Source organism: Streptomyces sp. CNZ287 (assembly GCF_007827615.1).
The window spans coordinates 160,869-176,058 of the sequence record NZ_VISV01000012.1; the positions used below are offsets into that span (position 1 = coordinate 160,869).

Annotated in this window: 12 protein-coding genes and 1 tRNA gene; 7 read left to right on the forward strand and 6 right to left on the reverse strand. The window is 71.4% G+C overall.

The genetic code is table 11. The features are described from left to right. Window positions 1-41: 41 nt before the first annotated feature. On the reverse strand, window positions 42-1,313 hold the full coding sequence (locus FB457_RS21985) for a DUF2510 domain-containing protein (RefSeq protein ID WP_078898258.1): 1,272 nt from the start codon (window positions 1,311-1,313) through the stop codon (window positions 42-44). A gap of 100 nt (window positions 1,314-1,413) precedes the next feature. Further along, window positions 1,414-3,570: a DUF6351 family protein gene (locus FB457_RS21990; protein WP_047016261.1), complete on the reverse strand. Its 2,157-nt coding sequence runs from the start codon at window positions 3,568-3,570 to the stop codon at window positions 1,414-1,416. Between the two features lie 178 nt (window positions 3,571-3,748). Here FB457_RS21990 and FB457_RS21995 point away from each other — a divergent pair. Next, window positions 3,749-3,824, forward strand: a tRNA-Arg gene (locus FB457_RS21995). 96 nt (window positions 3,825-3,920) lie between these two features. On the opposite strand, the gene FB457_RS22000 is transcribed toward FB457_RS21995, so the two are convergent. Continuing rightward, window positions 3,921-5,078, reverse strand: coding sequence for a Dyp-type peroxidase (locus FB457_RS22000; RefSeq protein WP_047016266.1), 1,158 nt, complete (start codon window positions 5,076-5,078; stop codon window positions 3,921-3,923). 89 nt (window positions 5,079-5,167) lie between these two features. Between FB457_RS22000 and FB457_RS22005 the strand changes: the two genes are divergently transcribed. Further along, window positions 5,168-6,511 (forward strand): right-handed parallel beta-helix repeat-containing protein, encoded by a 1,344-nt coding sequence (locus FB457_RS22005; protein ID WP_145782919.1) that lies wholly within the window; start codon window positions 5,168-5,170, stop codon window positions 6,509-6,511. A 7-nt stretch (window positions 6,512-6,518) separates the two neighbouring features. On the opposite strand, the gene FB457_RS22010 is transcribed toward FB457_RS22005, so the two are convergent. Next, a complete protein-coding gene (locus FB457_RS22010; RefSeq protein WP_486589098.1) occupies window positions 6,519-7,322 on the reverse strand; it encodes a hypothetical protein in 804 nt (267 codons plus the stop codon). Window positions 7,323-7,548: 226 nt separating this feature from the next. Here FB457_RS22010 and FB457_RS22015 point away from each other — a divergent pair, with 226 nt between their 5' ends. The 4 genes from FB457_RS22015 (at window position 7,549) to FB457_RS22030 (ending at window position 12,823) form a co-directional block, all read left to right on the forward strand. Beyond that, the gene (locus FB457_RS22015) at window positions 7,549-10,080 is read left to right on the forward strand and encodes an SdrD B-like domain-containing protein (RefSeq protein WP_145782921.1); all 2,532 of its coding nucleotides are present in this window, start codon (window positions 7,549-7,551) and stop codon (window positions 10,078-10,080) included. A 448-nt stretch (window positions 10,081-10,528) separates the two neighbouring features. Further along, entirely contained in the window at window positions 10,529-11,431 is a 903-nt protein-coding gene (locus FB457_RS22020; protein ID WP_145782923.1) for an aromatic prenyltransferase, read from the forward strand. Window positions 11,432-11,475: 44 nt separating this feature from the next. Then, a complete protein-coding gene (locus FB457_RS22025; protein WP_145782926.1) occupies window positions 11,476-11,895 on the forward strand; it encodes a TetR/AcrR family transcriptional regulator in 420 nt (139 codons plus the stop codon). 25 nt (window positions 11,896-11,920) lie between these two features. Next, complete coding sequence (locus FB457_RS22030) at window positions 11,921-12,823, forward strand: aromatic prenyltransferase (protein ID WP_145782929.1); 903 nt, start codon at window positions 11,921-11,923, stop codon at window positions 12,821-12,823. A gap of 112 nt (window positions 12,824-12,935) precedes the next feature. On the opposite strand, the gene FB457_RS22035 is transcribed toward FB457_RS22030, so the two are convergent. Beyond that, window positions 12,936-13,121, reverse strand: a complete 186-nt coding sequence (locus FB457_RS22035) for a MerR family transcriptional regulator (RefSeq protein WP_145782931.1) — start codon at window positions 13,119-13,121, stop codon at window positions 12,936-12,938. After that, window positions 13,118-13,600 carry a hypothetical protein gene (locus tag FB457_RS22040; protein WP_253911248.1) on the reverse strand — a complete coding sequence of 161 codons (483 nt, stop codon included), beginning with the start codon at window positions 13,598-13,600 and terminating at the stop codon, window positions 13,118-13,120. The genes FB457_RS22035 and FB457_RS22040 overlap by 4 nt, the downstream gene beginning before the upstream one ends. Window positions 13,601-14,254: 654 nt before the next feature. Between FB457_RS22040 and FB457_RS22045 the strand changes: the two genes are divergently transcribed. Further along, window positions 14,255-15,154: an aromatic prenyltransferase gene (locus tag FB457_RS22045; RefSeq protein ID WP_145782933.1), complete on the forward strand. Its 900-nt coding sequence runs from the start codon at window positions 14,255-14,257 to the stop codon at window positions 15,152-15,154. Window positions 15,155-15,190 lie beyond the last annotated feature (36 nt).

Below are 15,190 nucleotides of genomic sequence, written 5' to 3' on the forward strand. Positions count from 1 at the left end.
CCGGGCGCGCCGCACGGCGTCCCGGAGGTGCCCGCCGTGGTTCAGCTCCGAGCGGTCGCCGCCGGCGTGAAGCCCGCCGGCCGGCCGCCGCCGCCCGGGAGGCCCGCGCCGCCCTCGGACTCCTTGATGCCGTCCGTGATCTCGTCCAGCTCGTCCAGCGCGGGCGCCTCGTCGCCGATGTCGAAGCCGGCACGGACGAGGACCAGCGTGTCCGGGTTGGCCGGGGACGGGAACGCGAGCGACTGCACGTAGCCGTCGTCTCCCTCCTTCGTCACGACCTTCCAGCGCACCAGGTAGCCCTCCTCGCCGGCCACCTCGACCTCGCCGGACTCCACCTCGTCGTGCGAGGTGATGCCGCCGTACGCCTCGTCGCCGTACGACGCCTCGGCGTTGGGCTCGATGTCCTTCTCGGCGATGCTCTTCGGGCTGGTCGCGTCGATGCCGAGGGCGAGGGCGGGCGCGGAGTTCACCCCGCCGCGTACGCACGTGTCCTTCGGTGACGTCGGGCACTTGTACTCGCCCACCGACACCGAGGCGCCTATCTGCCCGGACTGCCCCTTCCAGCCGTCGGGCACCGGGATCTTGATGCCGCTGGCGAGGTCGGTGGCGAAGCCGTCCTCGCTGGGGATCTCCATCGGCGGCTGCCCGCCGTCGGGGTTGCGGGGATCCTGCTCGCCGCCCTCGGGGTCCTGCGGGCCCGGCGACTCTCCCGGGCCGCCGCCGGAACCGCCGGAGCCTCCGTCGGGCCCGCCGCCGCCCGGCCCCTCGCCGGGGCCCGGCGAACGGGGCTCGCCGTCCGGGCCGTAGACCACGGGGCCGCCGCCCCCGGCCTCGTCGCCGTCGTCGCCGCCCCACATCGCGTACCCGCCGGCGATGCCGCCGCCGACGAGCGCCGCGGCGGCCACGCCGATGGCGATGCCGAGCGCGAGCGGGCGCCTGGCCGCCCAGCGCTTCTTCGCGTACGGCCCCTCGGGACCGAGCGGTTCGGCGTGGCCGCCGGATATGACTTCCGTGGGCGCCCCGTGCATGCCGCCGGAGAGGCCACCGGGCGGGGCGTCCTGCGGGGCGGCACCGGGGGCCGGGAGAGCCGGGGGCGCCGCGGGGTCCGCGGGCCCGTCAGGACTCTTGGCCCCGCCGGCGGCCCCGCCGGCCCCGGTGCCCCCTTCGGGGCTCTGCGCAGGGACATCTGCGGCGACAGCAGCGGGCCTGACCTCGTCCGTCCAGCCCTCACCGTCCCACCTCCGCTCCCTCGGCGACTGGTCGTCGCTGCGGTCCGGGTCGGGATACCACCCTGCAGGTGCCATTCCACTCATGCATGCAGGCTATCGAGGCTCCCTGAGAACCGGATGAGAGCGGTCTGAACCTTACGCCCGTCCAACTGTGCAAACCCTCAGAAGACGTCCCGGGGAGCGCTCAGAAGGAGAGCCAGGTCCCCGCGAGCCCCTGCTGCCCCACCCCCGTCCCGGAGTAGTCGCAGACGCCCCGGTCGAAGACGGCCCGCAGCCGCCGCCACTCGGCGTCCGTCCACGTCACGCCGTACTCCTTCGCATACGTGTCCCGCCGCGGCGGCTCCGTACGGCACTTGATCACGTCCGTGGCGATGTCCTCGCCGGCGACCTCGCGCGGGAAGGAGTTCGACGGGTAGAGCTTCTCGCAGGTGCTGTCCGGGTCGCGGTCCAGCGCCTCGGCGACGAACCGCGGCTCGGCGTCCCGGGTGTTGCAGCCCTCCCGCAGCTCCGCGGGCTTGGCCGCCACGATCTTGTCGATGCGCGGGGCGGCGGAGGTGTCGGTGCCGAGGTTCGTGAGCCAGCGGTCCATCATCGCGAGGGAGTGGCGGACGAGGGGGCTGGCGGTGCTCTGACCGCCGTAGCGGTTGTCCTCCATGAGGGAGACCATGTTGGCCGCGGTGCCGTTGGCCTTCACCAGGCGCTTGCGCATGGACAGCGAGTAGTAGCGCAGGTGGGTGTCGCCGCGGGGGGCGTCGTCCACGTACGCGCGGTACTCGATGACCGGCACGTCCGCGAGCCCCCCGCCGCCGTTGGTGAGCCGTCCTGTGCGGTACGCGGTGCGGGTGGCGATCGGGTCGGCGGTGGTACGGGCGTCGACGATCCGGGCGTCGTGGTCGTAGCCGCCGACGCGCTCGTTCAGCTCCAGGAACTGCTCCTTGCCGATCGTCCCGGCGGCGAGGGCGCCGAGGCCGTACTGCACGCCGACGTTGTCGAGCGGGCGGCGGGCGAAGCCGGTGCGCGGGTCGGGGCCGTAGACGTTGATGGCGTGGTCGTAGAGGTCGCAGCGCGCGCCGCGGGGGTTGGTCTCCGGGTCGTAGCGCAACTCCTCGGGCAGCACGCCGCAGTTGCCCGTCGGGTCGATGCGCGCGGCGTCGCCCTGGGTGCCGGTGGCGACGGCGTACGAGGCGAAGCCGGTGACGGCGCGCTTCTGCTCCTCGGTCCACGCCAGGTCCGTGTCCCCGGCGAAGTACTCGGTGAGCAGCCGGGTGTCGGTGACCCTGTTCGTCATCGCGAAGCCGACGTCGGGGAAGGAGCAGGCGGGGAGGATGCCGTCGAGGATGCCGGGGTAGTTGTCCACGATCTGGTACGCCTGGTACGAGCCGCCGGAGCAGCCGAAGCCGATGGTGTGGTCGACCGGCCCGTACGCCTCGGTGAACCGCTCCTTCACCATCATCGCGGTCTCGGCGGCGGTGAGGTCGTGGCAGTTGGCGCCGAAGACGTTGAGGGACGAGGACATGACGGCGTACCCGCGGCCGAGCATGTGGGTGTCGGTGACGCCGCCGGTGGTGTTGCCCTGCCGGTACCAGCCGCCGATGCAGCCGCCGCCGAGGGTGTAGACGGCGCGGCCGTTCCATCCCGCGGGGCGGCTGCGGGGATCGGGGTCCGGCTCGGCGAGGGGGTCGTGGAGGATCGTGGACTGGTAGATGCCGCGGTTGGCGGTGCCGGTCTCCATGCGCACGATGAACGGGACGGCGCGGCCGGTGGAGGTGGTGGTGCGGCCGAGGTCGGCGGGGTAGTCGGCGGCGCCGGCGGGCCAGGCGGTGTAGACGCCGGCGGTGTTCCGGTAGAAGTAGTCGACGCGGGTCCTGGCGGCGCAGTCGTCGTCGAGCGGGTCGCCGAGGGTGCCGCCGACGACGGGCAGCCGGAAGGTGCCGGTCTCGCAGACGAAGGGCTGCTGGTGCGGCCCGGAGAAGACGGGGCCCTGCGCGGGGTGCCCGGTGAGCGTGAGCCGGGCGGCGCGGTGGCCGGGCGCGGTGGCGGTGACGGTGTTGCGCCCGTCGCGTATCCCGTCGACGACGCCGGAGACGGCGCCGGGTCCGTCGGGGGCGAAGAGCGGGGTGACGTCCTCCCCGTTGAGCCGGATCTCCACGGCGGCGGGGTCGGCGGCGGCGACGCGGAGCAGCGCGTCACCACCGGTGACGGAGCCGGGGCGGCCGGAGAGCACGTCGAGGTCGATGCGCTGGGATGCCTGGGGGGCGGCGGCCTGGGCGGTGAGCGGGAGGGCGAGGAGAGCGGCGAGCGCTGCGGAGAGGGGGACGAGCAGAGCACGGCGTGGGCGCATGCAGGGGTCCTCCGGTTCGTTGCGGCCTACAATTTGACCGTACGCGTTCAATTCCACCCCGAAAAGACACCGCACCACACGACCCCACACCCGCCCCACCCCCACCACCCCGCACAGCCCCGCCCCACCCCGCCACCCGCTACACTGTCGCGGGTGACCGGGCCCACGGGCCCACCCCGCCTCCGTAGCTCAGGGGATAGAGCACCGCTCTCCTAAAGCGGGTGTCGCAGGTTCGAATCCTGCCGGGGGCACCAGGCATCACCTCTCCGGCCTGGGATTTCTCCCCCAGGGAGGGCTACTCGGCCTCGGGCTCCTCGTCCGGGGCCGTTTGTCCGCGGGCGGGGAGTCGGTCAGCGGAACAGCGTGGAACCGAGCGGGTGTTGGCGGTCGAAGCCCGGGAGGATCAGGAAGGTCGCGCCTGCCGTCGTCGCGGTGAAGGGCAGCAAGGCGTCTGAGGTCTCCATGCGGGTGAGCGTGGCCGTGAAGGTGCGCAGGTCGTTCTGGAAGCTGATGAAGAGCAGGCCCGGGGCCGGCTCGTCGGTGCTGTAGGAGCGGCGCAGCATGTGGCCGACGCCGGCCGCGGTGGGGTTCGCCCTGCGGACGTGGGCGTCCACGGGGACGAGGTAGCGGCCGTCGGGTGTCTTGGCGCCCAGTTCCGGGGCGGCGGCGACGGTGCCGCCGGAGAGGGGTGCGCCGCTCGCGCGGCGGCGGCCGAAGACCGCCTCCTGCTGGGCGACGGAGAGGGCGGCGAAGCGTGTGAGGGCGAGTTCCATGCGCCGTAGTACGGCCAGGGTGCCGCCGGCGACCGCGGGGGGCCCGGCCAGCCACAGGTCACGTTCCTGCTCGGCCTTCGTGTGCGGGCCCACGATGCCGTCGATGAAACCGAGCAGGTTGCGCGGCGCGGTGCGGCCTTTGGCGACCGGCACGTCCGTACCGCGGCGTCCGGACTGCCGCCACCGTTCGCGGAGGCGGTCGCCGGCCTGGTCCAGGAGCGCGGCGGCGACGGCCGGGAGGAGCAGCGCGTCGTCGGCGCAGATCTGCATCAGCAGGTCACCGCCGCGTGCCTGGGGAGCGATCCGCTCGCGGGAGAACCGGGGGAGGTCGACCGCGCCGGGCAGTGAAGCGCCCGCCGTCCGTACCAGCCGCGGGCCCACGCCCACGGTCACGGTCAGGTCTCCCGGAGGCAGGCCCAGCAGCCGCGGGTCGGACCCGGCGGTGAGGGTGCGGATGGTCTCGCCGAGTTCGGCCAGCAACGGGCCGGGCGGGACCGCGGCGCCGAGGTCGGCCACCACGGCCAGCAGGTTGCGCTGGGCGGACCGGGGAGACGTGATGCCCGCCTGGTGCCGGCCCGTCGCGGGAACCGGCGCGGGACCGGTCGCCGCGGACGGGGCGGACCGGGCCGGCTCGGCGGTGTCCCCTGAGCACCCGGCGACGAGACCGGCTGCCACCGCGGCACCGGTGACATCGAGGAACGCGCGGCGTGACGGAGGGTGATCGACGCGGTCCATGGGGTGCAGAGTGCCACACCGGGCCTCGCGTCTGCCGCTCAACCGACGTGTTCCGGCGGTGAATTCGTCCTCGTGCCAGACTCTCCCCCATGTCTCGATCGGCACGTCGTGTGATGGCGGCGTTACTGGGCGCACTGACTTTCCTGGCCGGCTGCGGCAGCGGTGGCGACGACGGCGGACCGGACAAGGGCCGGCGGCCGGACGGTGCGCGGGTGACGATCCGTGTGCCCGGCGAGGCCCCGACGATCTCGGCGGGCGTGGCCCTGGCCCGGCCCGGTGACCTGGTGCTGGTGGCTCCGGGTGTGTACCGCGAGGCGGTGAAGCTCGGCACGCCTCGCGTCACGCTGCGGGGCGAGTCCCGGGCCGGGGTCGTCATCGACGGTGAGCTGCGGCGGCCGAACGGGGTGGTCGTCACCGCGCCCGGCGTGGCCGTGGAGAACCTGACCGTACGGAGGAACACGCAGAACGGGGTGCTGGTCACCGGTTCGGCGGCGGCAGTCGACGGGCTGCCGGGCAGCGGCGGTTACGACACCGGCGAGGAACCCGTCAGGCTCCTGAAGTCGTTCCTGGTCTCGCATGTGACCGCGACCCGCAACGGCCTGTACGGCATCTACGCGTTCTCCGCGCAGAACGGTGCCATCGAGCACTCCTACGCCTCGGGCGGGGCCGACTCGGGGATCTACGTCGGCCAGTGCAAGCCGTGCCGGATCGTGGTACGGGACAACGTCTCCGAACTCAACGCGGTCGGTTACGAAGGCACCAACGCCAGTGGCCAGATGTACGTGGTCGGCAACCGTCTGGCCGGCAACCGTGTCGGACTGACCACCAGCTCCGACCACCAGGAGAAGCTGCTCCCCCAGCGCGACGCCGTCGTCGCCGGCAACCTGATCGCGGAAAACCAGCACCCGCGGACACCCGAACAGGCCGACGGCGGCTGGGGCATCGGCATCGGCGTCGACGGCGGCAGCGGCAACCGGTTCCTCCGCAACCGCATCAGCGGCAACACCAACGCCGGACTCGTGATCACCGCGACCGCCGACCTGACCGCGGACCGCAACAGGATCACGGACAACACCTTCACCGGCAACGGCATCGACGTCGGCGCGACGTTCCCCACCGCCACCCGCGGACAGGGCAACTGCCTGCGGGGGAACGCGCTGCGCAAGACCGTGCCCGCCGGGCTCACGGACACCGCGTCCTGCCCGGTCCCCGCCACGTCGCCCACGCCCGCGGGCAGTTGGCCGAGTGAGAAGGGGCCCGCTGGCATCCCGTTCACCGAGGTGGCCGCGCCGGGCCCGCAGCCGGAGTTCCCGCGCGCCGCCACCGCAGGCGCCACCGTCGTGCCGGACGTACCGGCGCTGCCGGACGTCGCGGACACGGCGCTGCCGCCGGAGTCGCTGCTCGCCGGCCGTGCGCGGGTACGAGCCTCGTGAGCGGCGGCTACGGCGCCGGTGTGAAGCCGGGTACCGGCTTGACGGGGACGTACGTCCGGTCGTCGAAGTCGAAGACCACCGGCTCCGGCTGGGAGGCGACGCCGGCCTCGACCCGGTACATGGTGCCGTCCGAGCCGATCCAGTAGCGCACGGTGGGTGACGTACCGGCCTCGTCGGACCCGCCGGTCTTGCCGGACGACCCGCCGGCCTTGTCGGACCCACCGGCTTTGTCGGACGACCCGGCCTTGCCGGACGACCCGGTGCCGGCGTCCGGCCCGTTCATGATGTCCGTCCGATGGCCGCGCACCTCGTCCCGCCCGACCCACGCCGCGCCGTTCTGCGGCAGCAGCGCGGCGTTCTCCGGCCGGTCGCTGCCGAGGCCGAGCGCGATGCCCAGCGAGGTGTCCAGGGCCATGCCGGACGTCTGCAGCGGACGGCGGTGCCAGCCGGACGCGGGCGGCGACGCCGGTGCGACCGCCGGGGGGTCTGCCATGGGGTGGACGAGAACGGTGGTGGCCGTCCACTGGATCAGCCCGTCGCTGGAGGTGTCGCGCCCGGTGCCGCGCACCACCCCGTAGCCGGTGTGGGTACGGTAGTCGACGGACGCGGAGATCACCAGCCCGCCGGCGGCGTTCGGCACCGTGATCGTTACCGCCCGGCCTCCCGCCTGGTAGTTGAGGAACCGTGTGACCGCCAGCCGGTTCGCCTCCTCCGAGGTCAACGCCCGTGGGGCGGTGGGCCCGCCGCTGTCGCCGAGGAGGGCGAAGGCGGTGACGGCGGCGGCCGTGATGCCCAGGGCGGCTGCTGCCACCCGGCGCGACCACGGCCACCGGCGGCGCCGGCCCGCCTCGCGCCCCCTGGGACCCCGCCTGGTGTCGATGCTCCGCGTTCCGATACTCCGCACGCGGCGCGACTGTAACAGGTCCCGCGGAGGCAGGGGAGAACACTGTGTTCGAAAGACATGACCCTCCGTAACCCTTAAACTCACCCTGGAATATGCCGATTTAGCGTCGGCGTCGAACAAATGAAGGAATGCCATGCCATTACATGGAGTGGTGCGTTTAGTGCTGTCCGGCCTCTTAGTGGTGGGCGGCGGCACAGGCACACTCTTGACCGGCGCCGGGCAGGCCGGCGCTTCGGCCTCCGACGGCAGCCTCACCGTTCAGGTACTGCGGGACTTCTTCGGCACCGGCGTGATCAACTCGACCATGGACGTGCCGCAACGGGGAATGAAGGTCGACGTCACCGATCCGGCCGGCCATCGCGTCAGCGGCGTCACGGACGCCACCGGAAAGGTCGTCGTGCCGCCGTCGAGCGAGCTGACCGGCGGCCGTTACCGCGTCGACGTCACCGTCCCGGCACCGTACAGCGACTATCTGCGGGCGGCACCCGCCTCGACCGCGCCGAACCACTTCGACAGCTTCACCACCTTCGTGGACATCTCGGACGGCAAGGACGACTCGGTCATCACCGGGGTCTGGGACCCGGCCGATTACGCACTCCCCGACTCCCGCTATTTCGTGCCGGTCCAGAGCGGCGCCGGCGGGACGGAGACCCGGGCGCTGGTGGCGTTCGGGACGGACGCCCGCGGCAACTGTCCCGACCAGGAGCCGTGCCCGGAGGTGCTCACCACCCAGGACCAGGTGGGCACGACCTACGGGCTGGCCTACGACAGACACCGCGACCAGCTCTTCCAGTCGTCGTTCGCCCGGCGGTACACCGAGTACGGGCCGGACGGCGGCGACGCGATCTACACCGTGCCGGCCCACGGCGGCGCCCCGAAGCTCTTCGCGGAGGTGCCGGACGCCACGGAGACGCCGCACGACACCGGCAACCTGATCAAGGACGCCGGCTTCACCGACGCACCGGGCAAGGAGAGCATCGGCAGCCTGGACCTGTCGGACGACGGCTCGACCCTGTACGCGGTGAACCTGCTCACCCGCAGCCTCGTCAGCTTCGACGCGACCAAGCCCACGGCCTCGGCGCCCGAGGCGACCGTGCCGATCCCCGACCCGGGCTGCGCGTCGCCGGACGACTGGCGCCCGTTCAGCGTGGCCACCCACAACGGCACCCTCCATGTCGGGGGCGTGTGCAGCGCGGAGAGCACACAGGACCGCGCGGACCTGAAGGCCGTCGTCGCCACCTACGACGGCGAGGACTTCACCACCGTGCTGTCCCAGCCGCTCGACTTCGAGCGCGGGGCCGTGCTCACCGGCAGGTCCGGCTACGACCAGGTCAACCACTGGAACCCGTGGAACACCGACCTGGAGGACTGGGACGACCGCAACGTGGACGGCCCGATGATCGATCCGCAACCGGAGCTGGCCGGCCTGGCCTTCACCCGGGACGGCTCGCTGATCCTCGGCTTCCGTGACCGGTTCATGGACGTCGTGAGCTGGGGCGGGCTGGACCCGAGGCCCGGCAACGACACCCCGCAGAACGGCATGTCCGGCGGCGACATCACCATGGCCTGCGCCACGCCCACCGGCGGGTTCGAGTGGGAAGGCACCGGAAACTGCCCCGACCACGCCACGGACCCGACCCTCGACGGTGCCCAGCCCGGCGGCGTCGTCGAGTACTTCCCGGGTGACTTCTTCCCGAACGGCGGCTCCGCGACCCAGCCCGGTCCGCACCAGGAGTCCTCGCTGGGATCGGTCGCCTACATCCCGCAGCAGCAGTGGGCCGTCAGTACGCAGATGGACCCGACCGGCCAGGTCATCACCAGCGGAACGGGCTACTACGACGTCGAAACCGGCCTCGGCCCGGGCAACGATCCGGCCGCCAACGCCTACCAGTTCGTCGGCCCGAACCAGAACGGGTTCGGCAAGGCCGGCGGCCTCGGCGACATCGCGTACGCCGCGGCGAACGCACCGATCCAGATCGGCAACGTGGTGTGGTTCGACGGCGATCACAACGGCGTCCAGGACGCCGGGCACGTACTCCTGCCGGACGCGACGGTCAACCTGCTGGACGCCGACGGCGAGAAGGTCGCCACGACCACGACCGATGCCGCCGGTGAGTACTACTTCGGCGGTGCCGGAGCGGAGTACGAGCTGACGCCGGGCGCCGAGTACACCGTGCAGTTCGATGTGTGCACGGCGGACACCGGCGAGGTGCCGGGCCGGCCGGCCGCCGACGACCTGCGGTTCACCCTGCCGCGGGCCGGCGACGACCGCGTACACGACTCCAACGTGACCCCGCCGGACAACGGCCGGCTGTGCAACGGGTATGCCCCGGTCACCGCGCCGGCCAGGCCGGGCGGGGTCGATCACACGATCGACGCCGGAGTGTACGTCCCGAAGGAGGCACCGCCGACCCCCACCCCGCCGACGCCGACTCCGCCCACACCCACCCCGCCGGCAACCGAGCCGCCGGCACCGGCACCGGAGCCCCCGACACCCGCGGCGCCCCACACCCCGGCACCGGCAGGCGACCGGAAACCGGGTGGTTCACTCGCCGGCACGGGCTCGTCCGGCCTGGGTGAGCTTCTCGCCCTCGCCGCCCTGCTGCTCGGTGCGGGCGCGGCAGTCGTTCTGGTCAGCCGTCATCGGCGAGCCAGGCACCGCTGATACCCGAACCCCACGGCGGGCCGGTGCGATCGCACCGGCCCGCCGGCACCCGGCAGTCACCCGGGCACCTCCGAATCGCGGGGGCAACGTCGCCACCGGGTGGTGCACATGGGTCCGATCACGTATGACTTGGGTGCCTCGCGGAGTTACCGAAGGGTGTTGTTCCGGTTTTTTCATCGTGCCCTGGTGCAGTGCGGGGGTCTTGACAGCCAAGGGCCGAAGAATCTACAAATAAGATTGCGCCGCTGAGGTTCGGGCTATGGTCCCGATTTCCCGGCGCCTCTGTATATGGGCCTCCCCCTCCCCGTGACCCGGCGTCGCGGGTGCCGTCTTCCGGCCTTTCTCTCCCCCCACAGGTTGAAAAGTCACGTTTCTGCGACGCCGTCCGGGACGCAACCCGGTGGCGGCTTTGCCATGCCCGCACACGAATGACTCGCACAGGGAGGAAATGTTGGCAGACAAGACCGAAGTGGAAGAAGTCTATTCGGCGCTGGAGGAATCCGCCCGGCTCGTGGGTGCCGTCTGCGTACGGGACAAGGCGTGGCCCGTGCTCGATGCGTTCGGTGCCGTGGTCGGAGAGGATCTGGTCGTCCTCGGGGTGCAGAGCGGCAAGCGGAACGCGGCCGAGCTGGATTTCAGTTTCCGGGTGCCGGGCGAGATCGGGAATCCGTACCCGTACGCGCTGGAAAAGGGCTTCGTCGGCGAGACCGACCATCCCGTCGGCACCCTGCTCTCCGACGTCGGCGCCCGGTTCCCGGTCCAGGAGTACTACGTGGACGCCGGGGTCGTCGGCGGGTTCAAGAAGCTCTACGCGCACTTCCCGCAGGCATTGCAGCCGCTCGCGGCGCTCACCGACATCCCGTCCATGCCGGAGGCGGTCGCCGAGAACGCGGGGCTCTTCGCGCGCTACGGGCTCGACAAGGTGGCGATGGTCGGGGTCAACTACCGCGCGAACACGATGAACCTGTACTTCCAGTTCGCCCCGGACAACCGGCCGGAGCCCGGCGCCCTCGCCTCGATGCTGCGCGAGATGGGAATGCCGGAGCCCACCGAAGCGGTGCTCCGGTATGTCAGCGCGGCCATGCGGGCGAACATCACGCTCGGCTGGGACTCCGCGCACATCTTCCGGGTCGCTCTCGCCCCGCCGCCGAGTGCGGGATTCGAGCCCGCGGAAATCCCGGCCCCCATGGAACCGCACATGGAGCGGTTCGTGCGGGAGGCGCCGTTCGCGTACGAGGGCGAGCGGGTGAATCTGATCGCCGTCAAGTGGGTGCCGGAGGAGCAGTTCGTCGAGGCGAATTCCTACTACCAGCTCTCGCCCATGCTGAAAAAACTCACCAAGGGCGACTGACATCCCGGCGGCAAGGAAGCCGCATCCGAGACTTGGAGGTCACCATGTCCGAAGCCGTCGAGGCGGGAACCGCCGTCTCCGGAAACCTCGCCGCGCGGGCCGACGCGCTCTTCGCGGAGGCGGCCGACGGGCCCCGTGCGCAGCTCGGCGAGAAGCTTCTGCGCATGTCCCTGGCGGCCTGGGAGAACCCGGAGCTGCGGCCGCAGCTCCTGGAGCGGGTCCGGGCCGCGACCAGCAGCGCCGAGGGCGCGGAGTACCTGCGCGAGCACTTCTCCGCCCTCTTCGTCACCCGGCTGGGAGAGGTCGTCGATGTCCCGCCGCTGCGGCTGAACGCGCTGGTGGTGCAGGTCGTCGGGCTGATCATGCTGCGCTACGTGATGAAGATGGAGCCGATCACCTCGGCGTCGGTGGACGAACTCGTCGAGACATTCGCGCCCACGCTCCAGGGCTACCTGAGCGAGTAACCGCGACTTCAACGACAGGAGAACCATGTCCAGTCCCGCAGAGAACCTGTACGCCGCCATCGAGAAGACCGCAGGGCTCGTGGACGTGCCCTGCGCGCGCGAGAAGGTCTGGCCCATCCTCAGCGCGTTCGAGGAACTGCTCCCGCAGGCCGCGATCCTCTTCCGGGTGGCGACCGACGCGCGCCATGCCGGCGAGATGAACTGCCACATGATGATGCTCCCGAGCACCATCGACCCGCACGCGCTCGCGCAGGCCAACGGCCTCCTGCCGCGTACGGACCACCCCATCGACTCGCTCCTAGGAGACATCGAGGCGGGGTTCCCCATCGGCAGCTACGGCGTCGACTTCGGCCTCGTCGGCGGCTTCCAGAAGGCGTGGTCGTGCTTCCCCGGCGAGCAGATGCAGAGCCTGCCGAAGCTCGCCGCCCTTCCCTCCATGCCGCCCAGCGTGGCCGGGAACATGGACTTCTTCGAACGCTACGGGCTGGCCGAGAAGATCACCCTGATCGGCATGGACTACGGACACCGCACGATGAACGTGTACTTCGGGGAGGTCGACGACTGCCTCACGCCGGCGGCCGTCCGGTCCATGCTGAGCGACATCGGCATGCCGGAGCCGAGCGAGCACCTGCTGACGTTCGCCCAGCAGGCGTTCGGCTTCTACACCACGCTGAGCTGGGACTCCCCGGACATCGAGCGCTTCTGCTACTCGGCGATCACCCCGGACCCGCTGGCGATCCTGGACCGGGTGGAGCCGAAGATCGAGCACTTCCTGCGGGAGATCCCGTACGGCGCCGACAACCCCAAGGCCGTCTACGTCGCCACCTCGCCGGGCGACGGCGAGTACTGCAAGGTCCAGTCGTACTACCAGTGGCGCCCGCGCCTGGTGAACCACATGCACACCACGGCGCCCCCCGCCTCCGGCTAGCGAACCAGCCGGGCGGACCCGTCCGCCCGGCTCCTTGCCTCACGGTTGACGCCACGCGGACCAGGGGCGAAGTCCGCCGGTCGACGGCGACGGGGGTGCCCGTACGCCCGGCTCAGGGCCGGCGCTGTGCGGAGAGCGCGGCGAGTTCCTCGATGTCGTAGTGCGAGCGGCGGTTGGGCGCGCCGTAGCGGGTCAGCTTCCCCCGGCTCACCCATTTGCGGATCGTCGCCTCCGACACCCCCATGGCCAGCGCGGCCACCTTGGTCGGAACGAGCCTGTGGTGCGGTGGTCTGCTCACGCCTCGCTGCCCTTTCGCTGCCGTTCCATGAGCTGCTTGAGCAGGAGCCATTCGTGCGGCGCCCAGGTGTGTCCCCCCGAGCACGCGATGCTCCGCACGGGCACCGGCTCGCCGGGCCTCAGCGAAGCGGTGATGGTCCCGCCGCAGCCGTCCTGGACGCACTCCCCGACGAAGGTGAAGTGCCCGCCCAGTTCGGGATCGATGGTCTGCCGTAGCTCCTTGACCAGGGCCTCGACCTCGTCGGCGAAGTCCGCCGCCGCCGGCTGGGCGCTGATCCAGTCCAACTGCCCGGCGAGGAACACCGCCAGGTGCGGGACACTCCGCTTCGGCGCGGCGGCCCTCCGCTTCTCCACGACCGTCCGCGACCACGACTCCAGCAGGGAGGAGATGCGCTGCCGCGTGTCCAGCACCGAGATGTCGGGATAGTCGAGGCGGCGGCTCGTGGAGACCTTCGTCGGATTGCTCCACCGGGTCGCCACCGTCGGCGACGCCTGGTACAGGCACTCCCGGTGCAGGCCGGCCAGCTCCCGCAGATGACGCCCGGCCTGCCTGATGCAGGGGGCGCACAGGAGAGAGGGGGCAGCAGCGCTGGTTCTCTGCGCATGACCTCGCGTACAGGGATGAAACGGCATCGAAGCCCCTCCGTCTGACCCATCGCCTCGAAAACCGCTGCCCCCGAGGGACCCGCGCCGACTGCGTCAGTCGGCCGGTTCGCACACCCGCCCGGCACCCGTTCCCGGTCGCCGGCTCCAAGACTGACCTGTCCGGCTTGAGGGTGACTTGCCGGTGGCTTGCCGTGGGCACGTGCGCGGTCCGTACGGACCGGTCCGCCGCCGGCTTCGCTGGCGTGGAGGTCAAGGCCGTGTCACACTTTGGGCACGTCACTCCTGCCCGGACGAGGAAATGCGGAGGGTGGGATTCCCCCGAGAATCACGGCAACGCGGCGGATCCGTAGAACGGAAGAGCCGTTGCCGGTGGGGGACTTACGCATCCGGCCCCGCGCCGCAAGTCGCACGGTCCTGCTCTCGGCCACGGCCGGGACCGGCGCGGTCGGCCGCCGGCGTTTCGCTATCCGACGTCCTGCTGGAACGAGCAGCGGGCAGGTCCTTTTCACACCGCCCTATGGGGGAGCAATGAGCACCAATCCTGGGATCGAGCGTTTGTGTGCGGCTGCGGAAGAAGCGGCCGGGCTGGTGGGCGTGGACTGCCCGCCCGAGAAGATGACCGCGTTGCTGACGGCGTTCCCGAACGTCGTCACCGACTCCACCGTCGTGTTCAACGCGGTGAACAAGGGAGGCAGCATCCGGGACCTGTCCTTCGACTTCACGGTGCCGCTGGCCGAGGGCAATCCCTATGAGCGTGCCCTGGAACACGGCCTCGCCGAGGAGACGGACCATCCGGTCCGCGGCATGTTCGCGGACCTGCTCACCGCGCTCCCGGTCGACTGCTACGGCGTCGACTACGGCGTCAACAGCGGCTTCAACAAGAGCTACGCCGTCTTCCCGATGGGCCGGTTGCAGGAACTGGGCCCGCTCGCCTCCGTCCCCGCCATGTCCACCGCGCTCTCCAGGTGGATGGACGTGCTCGTCGAGTACGGCCTGGACGGCAAGGTGTCGACCGTGGCCATCGACCACGCGAACCGGACGTGGAACGTGTACTTCAACGGGCTGTCCCCGGAGCACTTCGAGCGCGCCACCGTCCAGGCGATGCTGCGGGACTTCGGGCTGCCGGAGCCGAGCGGACAACTACTGGACTTCGCCGCGACCTCGTCCGCGCTGTACCCGACCTTCGGCTGGGACGCCGCGGAGATCGAGCGGGTCAGCTTCTCCACCCGTACGACCGACCCGGCGGCGCTCCCCTCGCACGTCGAACCGAAGCTCGGCGTGCTCGCCGCCAAGGCGCCCTACACCTACGAGGGCGACCGCAAGCTCGTCTTCGCCGGCGCGCTGACGGCCGACGGGGAGTACTTCAAGCTCGCGACCTACTACCAGTTGGCCACGGCCGCGCACGACCGGGTACGCCGCGGGAGCTGACGTACGCGCGGCAGCCGGAGATCCGGCTCTGTTCCG